13 protein-coding genes are annotated in these 18,228 nt (G+C 59.8%); 8 read left to right on the top strand and 5 right to left on the bottom strand.

The window, feature by feature from the left end; all coding sequences use genetic code 11:
* The first annotated feature begins 299 nt into the window (after positions 1-299).
* Positions 300-503, top strand: a complete 204-nt coding sequence (locus tag E8L99_RS05310; protein WP_137098572.1) for a YgaP family membrane protein — start codon at positions 300-302, stop codon at positions 501-503.
* A gap of 94 nt (positions 504-597) precedes the next feature.
* Positions 598-939: an ArsR/SmtB family transcription factor gene (locus E8L99_RS05305; RefSeq protein WP_137098571.1), complete on the top strand. Its 342-nt coding sequence runs from the start codon at positions 598-600 to the stop codon at positions 937-939.
* A 605-nt stretch (positions 940-1,544) separates the two neighbouring features.
* Here E8L99_RS05305 and E8L99_RS05300 read toward each other — a convergent pair.
* Positions 1,545-2,447: a LysR substrate-binding domain-containing protein gene (locus E8L99_RS05300; protein WP_168201580.1), complete on the bottom strand. Its 903-nt coding sequence runs from the start codon at positions 2,445-2,447 to the stop codon at positions 1,545-1,547.
* 75 nt (positions 2,448-2,522) lie between these two features.
* Here E8L99_RS05300 and E8L99_RS05295 point away from each other — a divergent pair, with 75 nt between their 5' ends.
* From E8L99_RS05295 to E8L99_RS05270, 6 genes are all read left to right on the top strand, one after another.
* Positions 2,523-4,094, top strand: coding sequence for an ABC transporter substrate-binding protein (locus E8L99_RS05295; protein ID WP_168201579.1), 1,572 nt, complete (start codon positions 2,523-2,525; stop codon positions 4,092-4,094).
* Positions 4,095-4,162: 68 nt separating this feature from the next.
* Entirely contained in the window at positions 4,163-5,728 is a 1,566-nt protein-coding gene (locus E8L99_RS05290; protein WP_137098568.1) for an ABC transporter substrate-binding protein, read from the top strand.
* A 43-nt stretch (positions 5,729-5,771) separates the two neighbouring features.
* The gene (locus tag E8L99_RS05285; RefSeq protein WP_137098567.1) at positions 5,772-6,728 is read left to right on the top strand and encodes an ABC transporter permease; all 957 of its coding nucleotides are present in this window, start codon (positions 5,772-5,774) and stop codon (positions 6,726-6,728) included.
* Positions 6,725-7,567 (top strand): ABC transporter permease, encoded by an 843-nt coding sequence (locus tag E8L99_RS05280; RefSeq protein WP_137098566.1) that lies wholly within the window; start codon positions 6,725-6,727, stop codon positions 7,565-7,567. Before E8L99_RS05285 ends, E8L99_RS05280 begins: the two co-directional genes overlap by 4 nt.
* Positions 7,548-9,239, top strand: coding sequence for a dipeptide ABC transporter ATP-binding protein (locus tag E8L99_RS05275; protein WP_137098565.1), 1,692 nt, complete (start codon positions 7,548-7,550; stop codon positions 9,237-9,239). Before E8L99_RS05280 ends, E8L99_RS05275 begins: the two co-directional genes overlap by 20 nt.
* Positions 9,229-10,131 (top strand): CehA/McbA family metallohydrolase domain-containing protein, encoded by a 903-nt coding sequence (locus E8L99_RS05270; protein ID WP_215907052.1) that lies wholly within the window; start codon positions 9,229-9,231, stop codon positions 10,129-10,131. The genes E8L99_RS05275 and E8L99_RS05270 overlap by 11 nt, the downstream gene beginning before the upstream one ends.
* 518 nt (positions 10,132-10,649) lie before the next feature.
* On the opposite strand, the gene E8L99_RS05265 is transcribed toward E8L99_RS05270, so the two are convergent.
* From E8L99_RS05265 to hsdR, 4 genes are read right to left on the bottom strand one after another with little or no spacing between them, the layout of a single operon-like run.
* The gene (locus E8L99_RS05265) at positions 10,650-12,488 is read right to left on the bottom strand and encodes an AAA family ATPase (protein WP_137098564.1); all 1,839 of its coding nucleotides are present in this window, start codon (positions 12,486-12,488) and stop codon (positions 10,650-10,652) included.
* 5 nt (positions 12,489-12,493) lie between these two features.
* On the bottom strand, positions 12,494-14,209 hold the full coding sequence (locus E8L99_RS05260) for a restriction endonuclease subunit S (RefSeq protein ID WP_137098563.1): 1,716 nt from the start codon (positions 14,207-14,209) through the stop codon (positions 12,494-12,496).
* Between the two features lie 5 nt (positions 14,210-14,214).
* Entirely contained in the window at positions 14,215-15,681 is a 1,467-nt protein-coding gene (locus E8L99_RS05255; protein WP_137098562.1) for an HsdM family class I SAM-dependent methyltransferase, read from the bottom strand.
* Positions 15,678-18,032, bottom strand: a complete 2,355-nt coding sequence (hsdR, locus tag E8L99_RS05250; protein WP_137098561.1) for an EcoAI/FtnUII family type I restriction enzme subunit R — start codon at positions 18,030-18,032, stop codon at positions 15,678-15,680. The genes E8L99_RS05255 and hsdR overlap by 4 nt, the downstream gene beginning before the upstream one ends.
* Between the last annotated feature and the right edge of the window lie 196 nt (positions 18,033-18,228).

Genomic DNA, 18,228 nt, shown 5'->3' with positions numbered 1-18,228 from the left:
TGCGTGCAATGAGCGCCGACCTAACGAGGCGCGACGGCCTGCTCGCCCGACTGGCGCGCCAACCCGGGACCTGCGGTTGTGGGTGGAGTTCCGATCTGAGCGTTCGGCCAACCTGCGCGTGACGCTCCCTCCCGGGTACCTCGCCAGTTCCGTTGGCTAGCGCAACTCCGCCGCTCATGCGGGAGCGCGCAATGGACGGTTGCCTCGGAGCACGCCAATCAAAATCCGGCAAGGTGGTTGCATAAATATCATTTATGCGTATATATGCAGATATACATTCTCGTGAGGAGTGATCCGACATGAACATCGATAAGGCTGTTCTCGCGTTCGCCGGGGCCATGGTGCTCGTTGCGCTTGCCTTGAGCATCTGGGTCTCGCCGTGGTTTCATCTGCTCACAGCCTTCGTCGGCCTGAACATGATGCAGGCTAGCCTTACTGGCTTCTGCCCGGCTGCCATGATCTTCAAGCGGCTGGGTTGCGCGCCGGGAGCCGTCTTCAAGTGAGTATTGCAGCGCAACTCATATCTTGAGCAATGATCGGATCGGGCTGCGAATCGCTTGTAGCCAACGAAGTCGTTTCCCTTCCCGAGAAGGCGCCATGATCACTCCCCTTGCTCCTGTGACTGTCGACGTCTCGAAACCAGCCATCGACCCCATGATCGCCGCCTCTGAACAGGCTGCGAGACTGCTCAAGGCCATGGCAAATCCCGCCCGCTTGCGCATCCTCTGTCTGGTCGCCGAGGGAGAGCGACCTGTTGGTGAGATCGCCCAGGTTCTAGGCCTCCGGGAGCCTGCGGCGAGCCAGCAATTGGCGCAGCTTCGGATGGAAAATCTTGTGGTGGCCCGCAAGGATGCCCAAAGGGTCATCTACCGGTTGGCGAGCAACGAGGTGGAACGGATTCTGGCAACCCTGCGCGACATCTTCTGTCCGCCGGTCTGAGTTCGCATGCGGCTGCGCGCGGGCTCGTTCCGCTACCCCATGCCGGCGGGCAATCGAGGATCAACGCAACTCCGAATGGGCTGACTGGCTCTGTCGGAACGACCGCCTGGCCTGAATTCGACTCCGACGGATCCTTGCGTCGGACATCGTTCGGACTAAGGAGCCTTGGAGCCTAGATTGCCGTGGAGTTTGATCGGCATGCCTCAGATCAACTGAAAGACAATATCTGTTGCCAATTGGCGGAGAGTGGGCGAACCGACAATACATCCCGCACTTCTGGGGATAATTTGATTTCTAGATAGCCTTCTATTTTACCCACCTATTGTCTTACTTGTTTTGTTAGTCTGGCGAGTAGCCGTTTTCATTCTGCCGATTTGAGGCTGCTCGTGGTCGATGCGACAACCCCGTCTAAACGTGGGCGTGCTTAGCGCCCCGCAACCATGCGCACGTCGAATTCAGGACTACGCTCACACTGCAAAGACAGCCCGCGTGAGAGCACTTGATCTTTCTCCTCCGGCCCGAGGAGCAACGAGTCCAGGGTCAGGCCTGACGCGGACCTGACCGGTCTGCCGGCAGCGATATCAAACCCGCTGACGTGGAGCGCATCATGGATCGCGCCCTGCAACATGATCGAGGAAGGCACCCACCGCGGGGATATCGAGCGATTCCTTCACTGCCACGGCATAGACACCGGTTCGGTGTGGCAAATGGTCAAAGGGTATCGCCAGCAGGCGCGCATCATCACCGAGTTCCCCCTCGAACAAGGCCCCAATGCCCAGGCCTGCGGCAACCGCCTCCTTCATGGCCTCGCGGCTGCCAAGTTCAAGCCCGGCCCTGAGAGCAATGCCAGCCATTTCAAAGCCAGCCTCCAGCACCTGACGCGTCATTGATCCCCTTTCGCGCAGCACAAACGCCCGGTCGGCAAGGGTCTTTGGTTCGACACTGGCAAAATCTCCAAGCGGATCGTCTCGGCGCACACAGATCGCCAGGCGTGGCGCCGAGATCAGCTGGCATGCGAGATTCTGGGGCGGGTCGAGCAGGGTCATGATCCCGATGTCGATCCGGCAGCGTCCGACATCCTCAAGCAGGGTCGAGGTGTTGCCGATGATCGTGGTGATCTGGATCGACGGGAACCGCGCGGCAAATGCGGCAATCAGCGGCATGGCCACATGTGGCGTGGACAATCCGATCGACAATCGTCCGCGCTGCATGACCCGCAGGTCTCGGACCGATGCGTCAAACTCGTCGACTCGGCTCAAGATCAGACGGGCGATGACGAAGAGGTCCTGCCCCGGACCGGTGAGCACCAGCTGCGGCTTGCGCTGAAACAGGAGTACGCCACAAGCCTGTTCCAACGCGGCGACCTGGATCGACACGGTCGGCTGGCTGACACCCAGCGCCTGCGCTGCTGCCGAAAAGCTCAGGGCTTCCGCGGTCGCCACGAATGCACGCAATCCCGGCAAGGTCACCGAAGGTTCCGCCGAGCGGGAGCCGCGTCGGATCGTCATGGCCGTGACATCTCCATCCATTACGAAAATGGGAGCAACAGCCACTCGACATAGATTATTTCTATGGAGCCATCAATGACCGACCCGACACGCCGCGACCTTCTGTGCTACGGACTTGGCGGCTCGGCCGTCATGGTTGCTCTCGATGGTGCGCTTATCGGCGAGGTGCAGGCGCAAGCACCGGCGCAGAAGCGCGGAGGTAGCCTCGCCTATGCGCAATGCTCCGGCAACCGGCGCGGCGGCGACGCCAGCAACACACGCCACCCCTATTTCATGATCGATCTGATCACCCGGTCCGCCTACAACACGCTGACCTGGGTCAACGAGGATCTGACGGTCGTCCCCGAACTGGCGACCAAGCTGGAACCGGCCGACGCGCGGCTGAATGTCTGGGACGTCAGCGTGCGCGACGACGTGCTGTTCCACGACGGCCGCGAGGTCACTGCCACCGATTGGGCGGCCTCGTTTGAACTGCACCGACGGCGCAATTTCGCCTCCGGCCAGATCCAGCGGACCGAAGTCACCGGCAAGCATTCGCTCCGGTTCTTCCTCGAGGCCGGCAATTCCGAATTCCCCTATGTGCTGGCCGAGTACGACAATGTCGTCATGCCCGCTGACGATTGGCAGAAGATCGGTCTGACCGGCATCGGCACCGGACCGTTCAAGATCGTCTCGGCCGATCCCCAGCGCCGTATGGTGCTGGAGCGCAACGAGACCTACTGGCGCAAGGGTTTCCCCTATCTCGACCGCCTAGAGGTGGTGAACCGCGAAGGCCAGATGGAATCGGCCATCAACGGTTTCCGCGCCGGCCAGTTCGACGCCGTCCTCAACATCGATCCGCGGCTTGTGCGCCAGCTGCAGGGCGAGCGCGACACCGACATCGTCCCCGCCTCATCCGGCGACCAGGCCGTCATCGTTCTGCCGAAGCATCCGGGATCGCCGTTCCTCGACGCCCGCATCCGGCGCGCGCTGGCGCTCGCGATCGACCGCGAGGCGATCATGCGGGTCGTCTATGGTGGCTCGCGCTGGGGCTGGGTCGGCAATGACAGCCATCTCGCCGGCACGGACCCGATGTTCGTGGCCCGTCCGGTCAGCCGCGACTTGGCCAAGGCCAAGGCCCTGCTGGCTGAAGCCGGCCATCCCAACGGCATCACTCTGCCGACGCTCTATTACGCGCCCCAATGGCCGGAAATGGCCCGCTACTTCCAGGTTGTGCAGGAAACGGTGAAGGAAGCCGGCATCATCCTGCCGATCGAGGAGCGGCCGAATGACGGCTACCTGAATTTCCGCACCGGCGACGCCGATGTGACCAAGGGCAATTTCCACAAGTTTGCCTATACGGCGGTCGGACCGCGCAACCCCGGTATCAGCCTGTTCCGCATGCGCAGCGCCAACAACGAATCCGGCTATTGGTCGGGCCCGGCGCATGACCGCTACATGGAGCTCTATGGGAAGGCCATGGTCACCGCGGGCGCCGCTGAGCGCAAGGCGATTTATGCCGAGATGCAGAAGATCTGCGCCGAAGAGGTGCCAGCTCTCCTGCCGGCCGGGCGCAACAATGTGCTGATCAAGCGCCCATCGGTGATCGGGCTGAAGAACCACCCCCAGCACTGGTCGATCATGTGGGACGGCGTCTCGCGCGCCTGACATGGGCGCGGCCCCGGCCCGCCATTCCTGAACCCGATTTCTCGCGCCGACCATCGACGGAGCCATCCATGACCGCTTTTGACCGCCGCACATTCCTGACTGCCGGCCTCGCCGGCCCGGCCTTGCTCTCCGCCTTCGATCAGGCCCTGCTCGGACCCGCCATAGCCCAGGAAGCGCCGAAGCGCGGCGGCACCCTGGTCTATGCCCAGCTCTCGGCCAATCGCCGCTCCTCCGATGCCCGCTCCGCCAAGCACCCCTATTTCATTGTCGATGCCAATACCCGGCTGCAATGGAACTGCCTGACCTGGGTCAACGAGAAGCTCGAATGGGAATATGAACTCGCCTCCAAGATCGAGCCGACCGACGCCAAGATGAATGTCTGGGACGTGACCGTCCGCGAGGGCGTGCTGTTCCATGATGGCCGCGAACTGACCGCGCGCGATGTCGTCGCCTCCTTCGAATATCACCGCAAGAATGCGCCCTTTGCCGGCCAGATCATTTCGATCGAGGCGCTCGACAAGCTCCGGGCTCGCTTCACGCTCGACACCGGTAATTCCGAGTTCCCCTATATCCTGGCCGAATATAACAGCGTGATCATGCCGGCCGCGCCGATCGACACGATCGGTTTCGACGGCATCGGCACCGGCCCGTTCCGCATTGTCTCGACCGACCCGAACAGGTCGCTGATCATGGAGCGGTTCGACCGCTATTGGCGCCAGGGCTTTCCCTTCCTCGACCGCGTTGAATGCCACAACCGCGAAGGCCAGCAGGAAGCGGCCCTCAACGGCCTGCGTGCCGGCCAGTTCGATGTGGTCTTCAGCATCGATCCCCGGGCAGTTCGCCAACTCGGCGACGATCCGGCCTATGATGTCGCAACCGCCAAGGGCGGCTACCATTTCGTCATCCAGCTGCCCAAGCACCCGGGCTCGCCCTTCCTCGACAAGCGCGTCCGTCAGGCCTTCGCCTATGCCATCGACCGCGAGGCCATCGTGCGCATCGCCTATGGCGGGCGCTTTGGCTGGGTCGGCAATGACAGCCATCTGGTCGTCACCGATCCCAACTTCGTGGCCCGGCCCAAGGGCCGCGACGTCGCCAAGGCCAAGGCGCTACTCGCGGAAGCCGGCTATCCCAATGGCATCACGCTGCCGACGCTCTATTTCAGCCCGCAATTGCCGGAAGTGCCGGTCTATTTCCAGGTACTGCAGCAATCGGTGAAGGATGCCGGCATCACGATGGCGATCGAGGAGCGGCCGAATGACGGCTATATCCAGTTCCGCACCGGCAATAACGATCTCGCCCAGGGCAATTTCCACAAATTCGCCATGACCGCGGTCGGCTCGCGCAATCCCGGCATCTCGCTGTTCCGCATGCGCGGCGGCAATGTCGAGAGCGGGCACTGGCGGGGACCCGAGCATGATCGCTACATGGCGCTCTACAGCAAGGCCATGGTGACCGCCGGCGCGCCCGAGCGAAAGGCGATCTATGCCGAGATGCAGGCGATCCTGCACGAAGAGGTTCCGGCCATCCTGCCGGCCGGTGGCGACAATTTCCTGGTCAAGCGCAAGGCGGTCCGCAACTTAAAATTCCATCCGCAGATCTGGTCGGTGCGCCTCGACGAGACATGGAAAGCCTGATGGCGAGCCTCTCGCGCCAGGGCGAACCCATGGGACGGCGGCCATGATCGTGGCTGTCGTTCGCCGCCTCGTCCTGTCGCTCGTGACGCTGGTCCTGCTGGCAACCTTCATCTTCGTGGCGACCGAGATCATGCCGGGCGATGCCCTGGACGTTTCGCTGACCGCAGACGAGATCGCGCTGATGCCGCCGGAACGGCTGCAGCAGATGAAGCGGGATCTCGGCCTCGATCGTCCGGCGCTGCTGCGGCTTGGCGAATTCCTGGCCGGCGCGGCAACCCTCGACTTCGGCAAGACCCTGATCTCGAAGGCGCCGGTTGCCGACATCATCGGCTATCCCTTGAGAAACTCCCTCCTCCTGGCGGCCGTCGTCATTGTGCTTGCCCTGCCGCTGGCGCTGGCGATCGGCATTGCCGCCGCCTACTGGCACCGCCGGACGCCGGACCACATCGTCTCGACGGGCGCGATCATCGGCTATTCGGTGCCTGAATTTGTGACGGGAACCGTGCTGGTCATGTTGTTTGCGGTGGCATGGCCGCTGTTTCCCGCGACAATCACGGCCAATACCCGCGATCCCGTCCTGACCCTTCTGGCGGCCTCACCCTTGCCTGTGGCAACGATCCTCATCGGCTCCATTGCCTATCTTGCCCGCATTCTCCGCGCCGGAATGGTCGAGGCGCTGGCGAGCGATTATGTCGAGCGGCTGAGGCTCGCTGGCATTCCCGAGGCCCGGATCGTACTGATCCACGCGCTGCCGGCCGCCATCATTCCGAGTCTGACCGCCCTCGCCCTCTACGCCGCAAGCCTGGTCTCCGGTATCGTCATTGTGGAACTGGTCTTTGCCTATCCAGGCCTTGGCCAGGAGCTGGTCCGTGCCGTGACCCGCCGCGAGGTCCACGTCATCCAGGCCATCGCGCTCTGTTCGGCGGCGGTCGTAGTTGCGGCCAACCTTGCCGCCGATTTTGCGATCCTCGCCCTCGATCCGCGCACGAGGCAGGCATGAGCAAAGCCCTCTCCGCCATCCTGCGCCGGCCTCTGACCCTTCTGGGTCTCGTCCTGGTGATCACCCATTTGGGCGTCGCGCTCTGCGCCCCACTTCTGGTTCCGCACGACCCGTTCAAGCTGCTCGATGCGCCGCTCGAGCCGCCGGATGCGCGCTACTGGCTCGGCACCGATGAATTGGGACGCGACTTCCTGTCTCGCGTGCTGCTGGGAGGCCGCATCTGCATCGCGGCGGCCCTCATTTCCGGCTTCATCGCCGCCCTTGTCGGGGGCACGATTGGTCTCGCCTGCGCCTATTATCGCGGCGTCTTCGACGACATCGTCTCGCGGCTGGTCGAGATGAAGCTCGCCATTCCCGCCATCCTGCTGGTCGCCCTGTTCGTCACTGCCTTCGGCCAATCGCTTGGCGTTCTGGTCGGCGTGATCACCGTGATCAAGATGATGGGCGTGATCCGCACCGCGCGAGCCCAGGGCATCGTGCTGATGGAACAGGGTTATGTGAAGGCCGCCCGACTGCGCGGTGAAAGCGGGGCCGCCATCATCCTGCGCGAGATGCTGCCCAATATCGCGGATCTGCTGACGGTCGAATTCGCGCTGAGGTCCTCCAGTGCGCTGCTGTTGGTCTCGGCGATCTCCTTCCTCGGTCTCGGCATTTCGCCGCCGACGCCCGACTGGGGCATGATGATCCACGACGGGCTGCAATCCATTCGCTCGGAGCCGTGGCTGATCCTGGCGCCGGCTCTGTGCATTTCGACCCTGGTGATCGGAATCAATTTCGCGACCGAAGGCATTGCCGACGCGCTTGGACTGGAGGCCGCCCGTGGCACATCCGGTCACTGATCCGCTGGTCAGCGTCGAGAACCTGTCCGTTGGCTATGGCGCGGCCGACGGTGGGATCACGACCGTCCTGAACGGCGTATCGCTCTCCATCGCGGGCGGCGAAACAGTCGGCATTGTCGGTGAATCCGGCTCGGGCAAGTCGACCCTGGCGCGCGCCCTTCTGGGCTATCTGCGCGGCGGCGGGCAGTTCACCGGCGGCCAATGTCTGATCGACGGCCTCGACGTAACCCAGGCCGACCGCTCGGCCATCGGCACGCTCCGCGGCCTCAAGGTCGCCATGGTGCCGCAGAACCCGCTGGCATCGCTCACCTATCACATCCCCGTCGGCCGACAGGTCGACGAGGTCCTGATGGCACGCGCCGGCCTCGACCGCCGCGCCGCACGCCAGCGCACCCTCGACCTGTTCACGGAAATGGGTCTGCCGGATCCCCAGGGCATTGTCGGCCGCTATCCCCATCAGTTGTCGGGCGGCCAGCGCCAGCGGGTGGTGATTGCCGCAGCGCTCGCCTGCGATCCCAAACTGCTGGTGCTCGACGAGCCAACGACTGCGCTCGACAAGACCACCGAGGCCCAGGTGCTCGATCTCGTGCAGCGCCTGCGCGAGGCCCGCGGGTCGGCGTTGGTCCTGGTCAGCCATGACCTGAATGTCGTCGCCCGCGTCTGCCAACGCGTCATCGTCATGAAGGACGGCAGGATCGTCGAGCAGGGCCCGGTCGCGCGCGTGTTTTCCGCGCCGGCCACCGACTATACGAAGACGCTGCTGGCGGCCTCCCTCGATCTCGACGGCCCATCGCCTGCCGGCGACCAGCCGCCAAGCGGGAAACTGATCGAGGCGCGATCGCTCGACTTTGCCTATCGCGGCGGTTCGCTGTTCGACTTTGCGCGGGCGCCCGCGCGCAAGTCGCTGGACGGTGTCGACCTCACCCTCGACCGCGGCTCCGTGATCGGGGTGATTGGCGAATCCGGGTCCGGCAAGACGACGCTCGCCATGGTTCTGTCGGGCCTTCTTGCTCCCAATAGCGGCAGCCTGACGCTCGACGGCCGATCGATCGCGATGGCGGCCGGTGCCCGCTCGGCCGAAGCCCGCCGGCGGATCCAGATCGTGTTCCAGGATCCGCTCTCCTCGCTCAACCCACGCCAGACCGTCGGCGCCGCCATCATGCGGCCGCTGCAGATGTTCTTCGGGCTGTCGCGGGCCAAGGCCCGCGCGCGCGCGGGCGACCTGATCGGCGAGCTCGGCCTCAGCTCTGACCTGCTGGAGCGCTATCCCCGGCAGCTCTCGGGTGGCCAGCAGCAGCGGATCGCGATCGCGCGCGCCTTCGCCGCCGAGCCGGATCTGCTTGTCTGCGACGAGATCACCTCCGCGCTCGATGCATCGGTTCAGGCCCAGTTGCTGGGCCGCCTGCAGGACCTGCAGCGGCGCAACGGCACGAGCATGATCGTCATCACCCATGATCTCGCGGTGATCTGGCGCCTGGCGCCCCAGGTCATCGTGATGAAGGATGGCCGCATTGTCGATGCCGGCAGGACGGCGGACATTTTCAGCCATCCGACCAGCGACTACACCCGCCTGTTGCTGGAAGCCGCCACCGCCACCGCCACTTTCCGTCGTCCCGCCGGGTCGATTGCACCCGACATTCAGCCCGTGAGCCAGCCGATCCATGTTGCATGATCCAGCCTTCTCCGCCGCCGGCCGCTTCTTCAAGGGCAACATCCACACCCATACCAACCTGACGGACGGCGCCCGGTCACCGGAGGCCGTCTGCCGGGCCTATCGCGAGGCTGGCTATGATTTCCTGGCCATCACCGATCATTTCTTGCCGAAATACAGCTTTCCGATCGTCGATACCGTGCCATTTCGCACCGAGACCTTCACCACCATCCTCGGTGCCGAGGTGCATGCACCGGCAACCGCTCTTGGGGAGATCTGGCACATTCTCGCCGTCGGCCTGCCGGCCGATTTTGCCCATACGACGGCTGGCGAGACCGGCGCGGCGCTCGCCCGGCGCTGTCTGGATGCCGGCGCCTTCGTCGCGCTGCCACACCCCGGCTGGTATGCGCTCAGCACGGCGGATGCAGCGACCATTCCCGGCGCCCATGCGGTCGAGATTTATAATCACACGAGCCAGGTGCGCACCGACCGCGGCGACGGCGCCTATCTGATCGACCAGTTGCTGGCAGATGGCCGGCGGATCAATCTGTGCGCGACGGATGACGCCCATTTCCACTGCGCCGACGCGTTCGGCGGCTATGTCATGGTCAAGGCCGAAGCCAACGAACCCGACGCGCTGGTCGCGGCCCTCAAGGCCGGCGCCTTCTATTCAAGCCAGGGACCGGTAATCGAGGACGTGCGGTTTGCCGAGGACCAGGTGGAGATTACCTGCTCGCCGGCCTCGTCCATCATGGCGCTTGGCCGCGGCTCCAGGGCGACCCAGATCGTCGAGCCTGGAACGACCCGCGCGACCCTGCCGCTTGCCGGACTGATGCCGGGTGGATTCGTCCGGTTGGTCGTCGCCGATTCCGCCGGACGACGCGCCTGGACCAACCCGGTCTGGCTTTCCTGAGGGATTATCCAACCCAGCCGCGGCGCGAGCCTGATCCAACGGCCCAATTCAGGATTCTCCCACAGAACATTAGCTGATCGGTTGGGATGGCTCCCCAGCCACGACCTGGAGTGAGCCACTGCAGGTTTGGGTCAGTGATGTCTCCAAACGCATTCTTCTGATCGAGCGTCGATAGATTTGCCCTGCGCGCCCTTGGCCCCTGTGATGGGCAAGCGCTGTCAGCGCTTGAATTCCGTGGTGCTTCAGGATCTCAGCGCATCGCCAAGGGGCCAAATCGCGCGAGATCGCGCATCTGGAACATTTTCGCGTAGGCAGTCGAATGGAGGACTAGTCTCTCAATAAAGCTAAATCACTGACATATAAGCGATAATGGCGGAGAGGGAGTCCGCCAAATATGCTCCTTATATATCTGCAACCACTCACTTTTTTCCTGCGGCTGGTTGTTTGCCCCACTCGTTGCCCCACTCACGCTTTGCGTTTAGGGGGTGCTGGATCTAAGCCTGATAGCGCGTAGCTTCCTAAATCCGCGAAAGAACGAAATCGAAGATTGGCTTGAACACAATGAGATGCTGGGGCGGGATTTGCGGCACGACCTCAGCCGCGAACCTCAGCTTGTCCCCATTGAACTTAATCCAACCAGCCCTGTCGTTTACGTCCACCGCAAAATGCTGATCGATGCCGGGGGTGTCTTTCAATAGAAGCTCAATGCTCAGCCGTGACTCCCCCTCGAACGTCCGGTTTGCATTGGCATTCCATACTTGATTGCGAATGCTAAGGTCTGCCGGTACTGGCAGGAGCATTGCGTATCCCTCGCAATTCCGTCGCTTGACGGTAAGGCACTTTTCGATATCGGGCTCGATGAGATCACCGAGTTGCGACCAATCTTGGTAGGCACCGTCGAAATCGAAGAGTGCAAAAAATTTTCGGCCCTGGTTCCCGTCATAGAGAGACTGCCGCTTCATGAGATTGCGCAGGAAGGCGCAGTCGAAAGCTTGCTCGATTTCAAACGGGCAATCTTGTCCGGGGAACGTGCAATCCCAAGCCGTCCGCAGGATTATCACATCGGAGATGCCTTCTGTGAACAACACGGGCTGGGTGGTGTTCTTGAGCACCCGGTCGATGCTGAGTGCCGCTTCTTTCTCCGAGAACGTGATCAGCCCTGCTGACAGTGACTTGATCAGCTCGCCCCTGCCCTTTTCCCGCGCTTCGGTTCTTCCGCCTATGAATTCAATCTGCCTGATCCGGCATTCGACCTTCGCAGCGATTGTCGAGGCGCTATGGCTGCTCATCAGGATGTGGTTTGTTCGTGCACCCTGCTCGGAGATCGCAAGCGTCTGGTGGAGAAAGTCGAACTGCCATTCCGGATGAAGAAAGGCGTCTGGCTCGTCCAGCAGCGTGATGCATTCGCGATCCTTGAACAGCTCGGAAATCGCGAAGAGGTAGACGGATTGGAATTGCCCGTCGCTGAAGGCACGAGATGACACCTCAGCGTTGGCCGCCAACCGAACCGGGATTGAGATATCCGCGATCATGTTGAGCGCCCTTAGTGCGTTGAACTCACAAAACACCTCGACAGGCGGCAGAGCCGCGAAAACCTCGCGGAATTTGATGACATCGATACCAAGCTCATAGGTGTCAGTGGCGCGGTCATAGAGCGATGCGGGCGTGAAACCTCCAACGATGCAGAGCATCAGCTGGTCGAGGAATGTCCGGGCGATGCCTTTGACGCCCCAGAACAACTGCGTGTTGTCTAGCGGGTCGAAATATCTGGTTCGGTGAGCAACTGTCGGCCTGCGGAGCGCCAGCCGGGTTGTTCCGCCCGTTGCCTCAATGCCGAGCTTAATGCGCAGGAACTCCCGGGCTTGCGAGGCCTCAGGGAGCATCAGCATCAAGGCCAAAAGCAAGGTCTTGTAGTCCGGCCCGATGCCGATGAAACGCGGGCTTTCGGCGACATTGGCCTTCCTCACCGAGCGCCGATATGTGTCGCGGTATCGACGGATCAGCGCCGCAACAGTGTCGTTCTGGCCGGAATAATAGACGATGATGTTGACTGGCATCGGCGTCTTGCCGAGCTGTTGTCGCACGACGCCGTTGATGAACATCTGTCCGCCGTGCCAACGGAGCGTCGTGGTCTTGCCGCCGATATCCCATGCGATCTCGTATTCGAACCCTGGGCCAACACCGCTCGCCGTGAAGCCGTAAACGTGGTCAAAAATTTCAATCAGGGCTTCGAGAAAGTTGGATTTTCCCGAGCCGTTCTTACCAACGAAAATATCGATGAAGCTATCGCCCTCAAATGTCAGCGTAAAGTTTTTGAGGTTCTTGTACTGGCTGATGAGAACCGATTTCAGGCGCATGGGGCTTAAGACACGGCTTTGGAAGCGATAGCGTCAGCAAAGCTTACCTGCGCTACACGAGTGCAATTAAAAGCTTCGCGTATCAAATCAAGGTGGCGGAATAATTCTTTGACCTTAGCGACGATACGCCGTTGTTCCTCGACGGGCGGTAATGCAAAAATAACGGCCCTCAGATAACCCAGTGAAACAAACGGCTGCGCCCCACCCGATGCCTTTATCTGCAGATCGAATGCTATATTCTCTAAAAAAATCTTAATAAATTCTGGTAATGTCATATTTCGATCGTAATACTTAAACAACGCCACATTTTTTACGCTGAATTGTTCGTCTGTCTTGACCTGCACCTGATTTCCTAAATTTCCTCCTATCATCGAAAACAGAATATCATCTCGCTCAACTAGGGACCGCTTTGATATAATAAAATGGTCTTCAGCAGATATACGTCGGGCATTTTCAAAATCAATTTTCCCATTCTTAAAATCTTTGCTCGTTACGAGAGGGAAAGTCTCGTTGCCTGTGGCGTCCTTCGGAGAATCGTGCGTACCATCTCTGACGTCGATCGCTTCACTAAGGCGACACCATTGCCAAGCGACCGGCAATTGAAACGGTCTTTCGTTGGCCCTAATCGGTGGAGGCGACTTCGTCGACTTAAGCTTTCCAATTGAAATCATACGGCTTTTTGCGGCAGCTATCCTGCTAAGGAGCTCCGACGCCGGTTCATCGTTCGGGTCCTGCGGGACGAGTTTGCCCATCACAGCGAGTTGCAGAATGGTCTGCTTCAGCTGATCGACGCTGGCTTCGGTGGTCAAGAGCGTGTCGAAATGGGTTTCAATGCGCGCCCAATTCTCGGCCAGTTCCTCGGCGTTCTGGCTTCTCGGCAATGTGGCGAGGAGGTTGCCGACCAGTAGCTCATGCGCCTCGATCGCATCGTAGGTCTGCGCTTCCAGCCGATCGCACAGGGCCATCAATTCATCGACCTTCGCGACGATCCGATGCTGCTCGGCTAGGGGAGGAAGCGCAATCTCAGCTTCCGAAATCTGCTTTCCAGATAGATGGTCAACTGTCGTGTAGGCTTTGACGCCTTGTAGCTTCGACAGCTGCTTTTGCAGATCAATTACCACATACTGTTTTGCGATTTTATCGGAATAGAATTGCAGACGAGAAACTCGTTGATTCAGTAGCGCGGGCCCATTGGTCCAAACTGCCACCCGAAACTCACCATCCATGCTGATCAGGTAGTCACCCTCGGTGACGACAAACTCTTCACGATACTCGCCGCTGTAGTATGTGCCAGAAAATTGAAGCCCCACATCGCGAATACGAATCAGTGGAAGACCTGCCCCAATCTCATTGAAGTCGTTTGATTTGAACGCGAACCCAGCTTGGGAATTCGCAAGACAATCAAGACGAGCAATACACCAGCCGTTTGGGAGGGTCCTATTCAGTATCTTTGGTGCAGCGCGAAAATCTGCCGTTCTCGGTTTCAACCGAGTTTTGCGGTCTTTCGCTATGCTCTCCAATAGCACCGACGCGGGCTCTTCATTTGGGTCCTGCGGAACCAACTTTCCGCGCACGGCCAAATCCAGAATGAGCGCACGCAGCTTCTCAATGCCGTAGAGGCTGAATTTCTTCGATCTCCCACGTCCTGCCGTGGACCGACGCTCAATCGCGCTCGTCCAGATGTCCAGGTTGTCGGTCAGAATGTCTGCAACGTTTGCCATGTCGCTCACCGTGACAGGGCGTCGGAGAGGATCGCCTTCAGCTCGTCGCGCAAGGACTGGATGGATTTCTGCGTGTCGCCGTAGGCGATCAACAGTGCCTCCGGATCGTGGTCTACCGCTGCCGCCTGATGAGGGTTCTTCCGATCGAGATTATGGCCATTGGCAGCAATCTCAGCCGCGCTCACCTTCCAGGCCTGTTCGGTCGGCTTGCGCGCCTTGAAGCCATCCGACTCGGTGCCCCACCAATCTTGTTCGGTCTGAAACTCTTCGAACTGCATCGGCTTGGTCTTATTGTAGCTCGTCACGCCTTCCGGGTAGGGGTGCTCGTAGAACCAGATATCCTTGGTCGGAACGCCCTTGGTGAAGAACAGGATGTTCGTCTTGATGCCGGTATAGGGTGCAAAAACGCCATTTGGCAGGCGCACGATCGTATGGAGGTTGCACTCCTCCAGAAGCTGCTGCTTGAGAGTCGATTTCGTGCCTTCGCCGAAGAGGAAGCCATCAGGCAGCACCACAGCCGCGCGACCATGTGAGCGCAGCAGTTTGATGATCAGCGCCATGAAGAGATCGGCTGTTTCCCGCGTGCGCAGATGCGAAGGGAAGTTGTTCTCGATGCCATCCTCTTCCATGCCGCCGAAAGGCGGGTTGGTCGCGATGACATGGACGCGATCCTTGTCGCCGTAATCCCGATACGGCTTTGAAAGCGTGTTGCCGTGCTTGATGCCCGATGGCGTGTCAATCCCGTTAAGGATCATATTCGTCACGCAAAGCATGTGCGGGAGAGCCTTCTTCTCCACGCCATGAATGGTGCGCCGGAGCGTTTCCTCATCGGTCGGCGACTTCACCAACTTTCGCTTGTGCTCCACGGCGCAGGACAGAAAGCCACCCGTGCCACAGGCCGGATCGAACACGATCTCATCGAGCTTCGGGTTCAGCCGGTTGATGATGAACTTTGTCACGGCGCGTGGTGTGTAGAACTCGCCGGCATTTCCCGCGCTTTGCAAGTCCTTGAGAATCTGCTCGTAGATCGCACCAAAGGTGTGTCGGTCTTCGCGGCTGTTGAAATCGATCTCGTTGATCTTGTTGATCACTTGCCGGATCAGTGTACCGTTCTTCATGAAATTGTTCGCGTCTTCGAAGACATCACGAACAACCGACGCTTTGCGTCCAAGATCGCCGGGTGGCGGCACGAGCGTTTTCAGCTTTGGGAAGAGTTGAAGGTTGACGAACTCGGCGAGGCCTTCGCCCGTCAGCCCTTCCTTGTTGGCCGCCCAGCTCCGCCAGCGCAGATGCTCCGGCAAGGGGGATTTATAATCGTCTTCGACGAGTTCCAGTTCGACTTCCCGGTCATCGTAAATCTTGAGGAAGAACATCCAGACCATCTGACCGATGCGCTGCGCATCGCCATCGACGCCGGCGTCTTTGCGCATGATGTCCTGAATGGACTTGATGATACCCGAGATGTTGCTCATTCGTTCGATGCCTGCCCGTAAATCTGATCTTCTAGTTCGTTGAGGGCCTGCTCGTACTTCGCCTTGCCGCCAAACGCCCCGTTGATGATCTCAGTCGGGGTCCCGATGTCCGCAAAGGGCGTCAGCCGAAGCACCTTCGTTTCCTCAATCGTGGTTATGCCTTCATCCGCGTATTTGTCGAGCAGCCCTTCCAGAACGGCTCTAGCCTTGTCGCCGTATTTGGCGAAATAGTTCCGTTTCTTGACCTTCTCGGCCCGCTCTCGACGCGTGAGTGGCGGCTGATCGTAGGCAATGTGGCACAGCAGATCGAAATCGCCGATGTCCTTGCCAACCTCGTCCGCCAGGTTGGAGAGCACGATGCCATGCTCTTCCAACTCGTCGATGATCGCCTTTTTGCGATCGCTCACGCGCCATTTCTGGATGAACTGATCCAGCGACCGATACTCCGAGATGATCTGCTTACGGGCGAACTCGCGATAGGATTCAGTGATCAGTTGGCCATCTGGCCCAACATATTGGATCTGCTCGGCGATGATCTGCGCATCCACACCGCTAATGCGAATTTTGGTGACTCCAGGTTCATCGTCCGAGCCATCGCCACCGGGGGCATCTTCATCCTCCGGCTCTGGATCAGGTGGCACAGGATCATCGTCGTTGCCGGGCTCGTAGATGACAACCGGCTCGCCATCGAAGGCCGGATCTCGGAACAACTCGGTGGCCTTCTTAAAATCCATGATCGTAAAAAAGAACTTGTTATTGTCCTCGTCGATCCGTGTGCCACGCCCAATAATTTGCTTGAACATGGTCATCGAGTTGATCGTGCGGTCGAGGACGATCAGCTTGCAGGTTTTGGCGTCTACACCCGTCGTAAGGAGCTGAGAGGTGGTGGCGATAACGGGATATGGCTCTTCGGGGTCGATGAACCGGTCCAACTCCGCCTTGCCTTCGGTACTGTCACCCGTAATACGCATGACGTATTTCGAGTTGTTGCGAGCCAAGTCGCCAGCTGCGTTGACAATCGCCTTGCGCATCCGCTCTGCGTGGTCGATGTCCTCGCAAAAGATGATGGTCTTCGACATCGGGTCCGTTGCCCGAAGCAGCTTCATCACACGTTCTGCAACGAGCTTGGTTCGCTGGTTGAGGACCAGAATGCGATCCATATCCCTCTGATTGTATTCGCGTTCCTCAACCTGGTTGCCGAGGTCATCGACCATTCCGGGTGGCGGGGTCCAGCCCTCGACATCCCGGTCGATATCGATACGGATCACCTTATACGGCGCCAGGAAGCCGTCTTCGATGCCCTGCTTGAGCGTGTAGGTGTAAACCGGGTCGCCAAAGTAGGTGATGTTGGAAACGTACTCTGTCTCCTTGGGCGTGGCCGTCATACCGATTTGAACCGCGCCATTGAAATAGTCGAGGATTTCACGCCACGCTGAATCCTCGGCCGCGCTTCCCCGATGACATTCGTCCACAACGATAAGATCGAAGAAGTCACGCGAAACGGACTTAAAAATCTTATCGGATTCCTCCTGACCGGTCAGCGCCTGATACAGCGCGAGGTGGACCTCATAGGCCGGATCGACCTTCCGATTTTTCACCTTGGTCATGACCGCGCCAAAGGGCTTGAAGTCATTGACCAGCGTTTGATCGACGAGGATGTTTCTGTCGGCGAGGAACAGGATTCGCTTCGCTTTTCTGGCCTTCCAAAGTCTCCAAATGATCTGGAATGTCGTGTAAGTTTTCCCCGTACCGGTCGCCATCACGAGCAGGATGCGCTTCTGCCCTTTAGCGATTGCCTCTACGGTTCGGTTGATTGCCTCCACTTGATAGTAGCGAGGCTCCTTGCCGTCAGAATCGACATGGTAGGGCTGTTCAACAAGCGCGACTTCTTGATCCGCGATATTGTGAAACGTCTTGTATCGGCTCCACAGCTCGTGTGGCGGAGGAAAATGATCGAGCGGAAACTCTGTCTCTATGTCCTCACCCGCCGCTGCTGTTTTGTTGTGCGACGCGAAACCATCCCCGTTTGAGCTAAATGCGCTCGGCAGTTGTAAGATGTCTGCATAGCCAAGGGCTTGCTGCAAACCGTGGGAAACCGAAAAATTGTTGTCCTTGGCTTCAACGATAGCGATCGGAAGCGATAGCTTCCAAGACAGGACATAGTCTGCAAATTTCTTCTTCTTTTTGTTCCTTGAAGACAGATTACCACGAACAATGACAGGACCAGGTGTAAGCGTCACTTCACGTCGGATTTGTGTCAGCGGATCCCAGCCGGCGCTCTTGATCGCGGGCGTAATGAAAAGGTCGCAAATATCAATCTCGCTTAGGCGCAGCTTATCCCGTCGGTCCATGTAGCCTCCGCAGGAACAGCTGCCTCACACGCGTCCGTACGTGCTTGATACCAGCATGGCTAGCCGATCCTCAATCCCACAGTTGCTCTCGGCTCATGGGCGCCTGTGATGGGCGAGCGCGTAACGCGCGAGGGCACACCATTCAGCCACGTCCCCTACCTAGCTGTGGTACGCGTTCAGGCGTCAACACCCGTCA

Origin of the sequence: Phreatobacter aquaticus (assembly GCF_005160265.1) — a bacterium.
Classification (GTDB): Bacteria; Pseudomonadota; Alphaproteobacteria; order Rhizobiales; family Phreatobacteraceae; genus Phreatobacter; species Phreatobacter aquaticus.
Note: the sequence above shows the minus strand (reverse complement) of the source record. Positions and strands in the feature narration are given on the sequence as shown.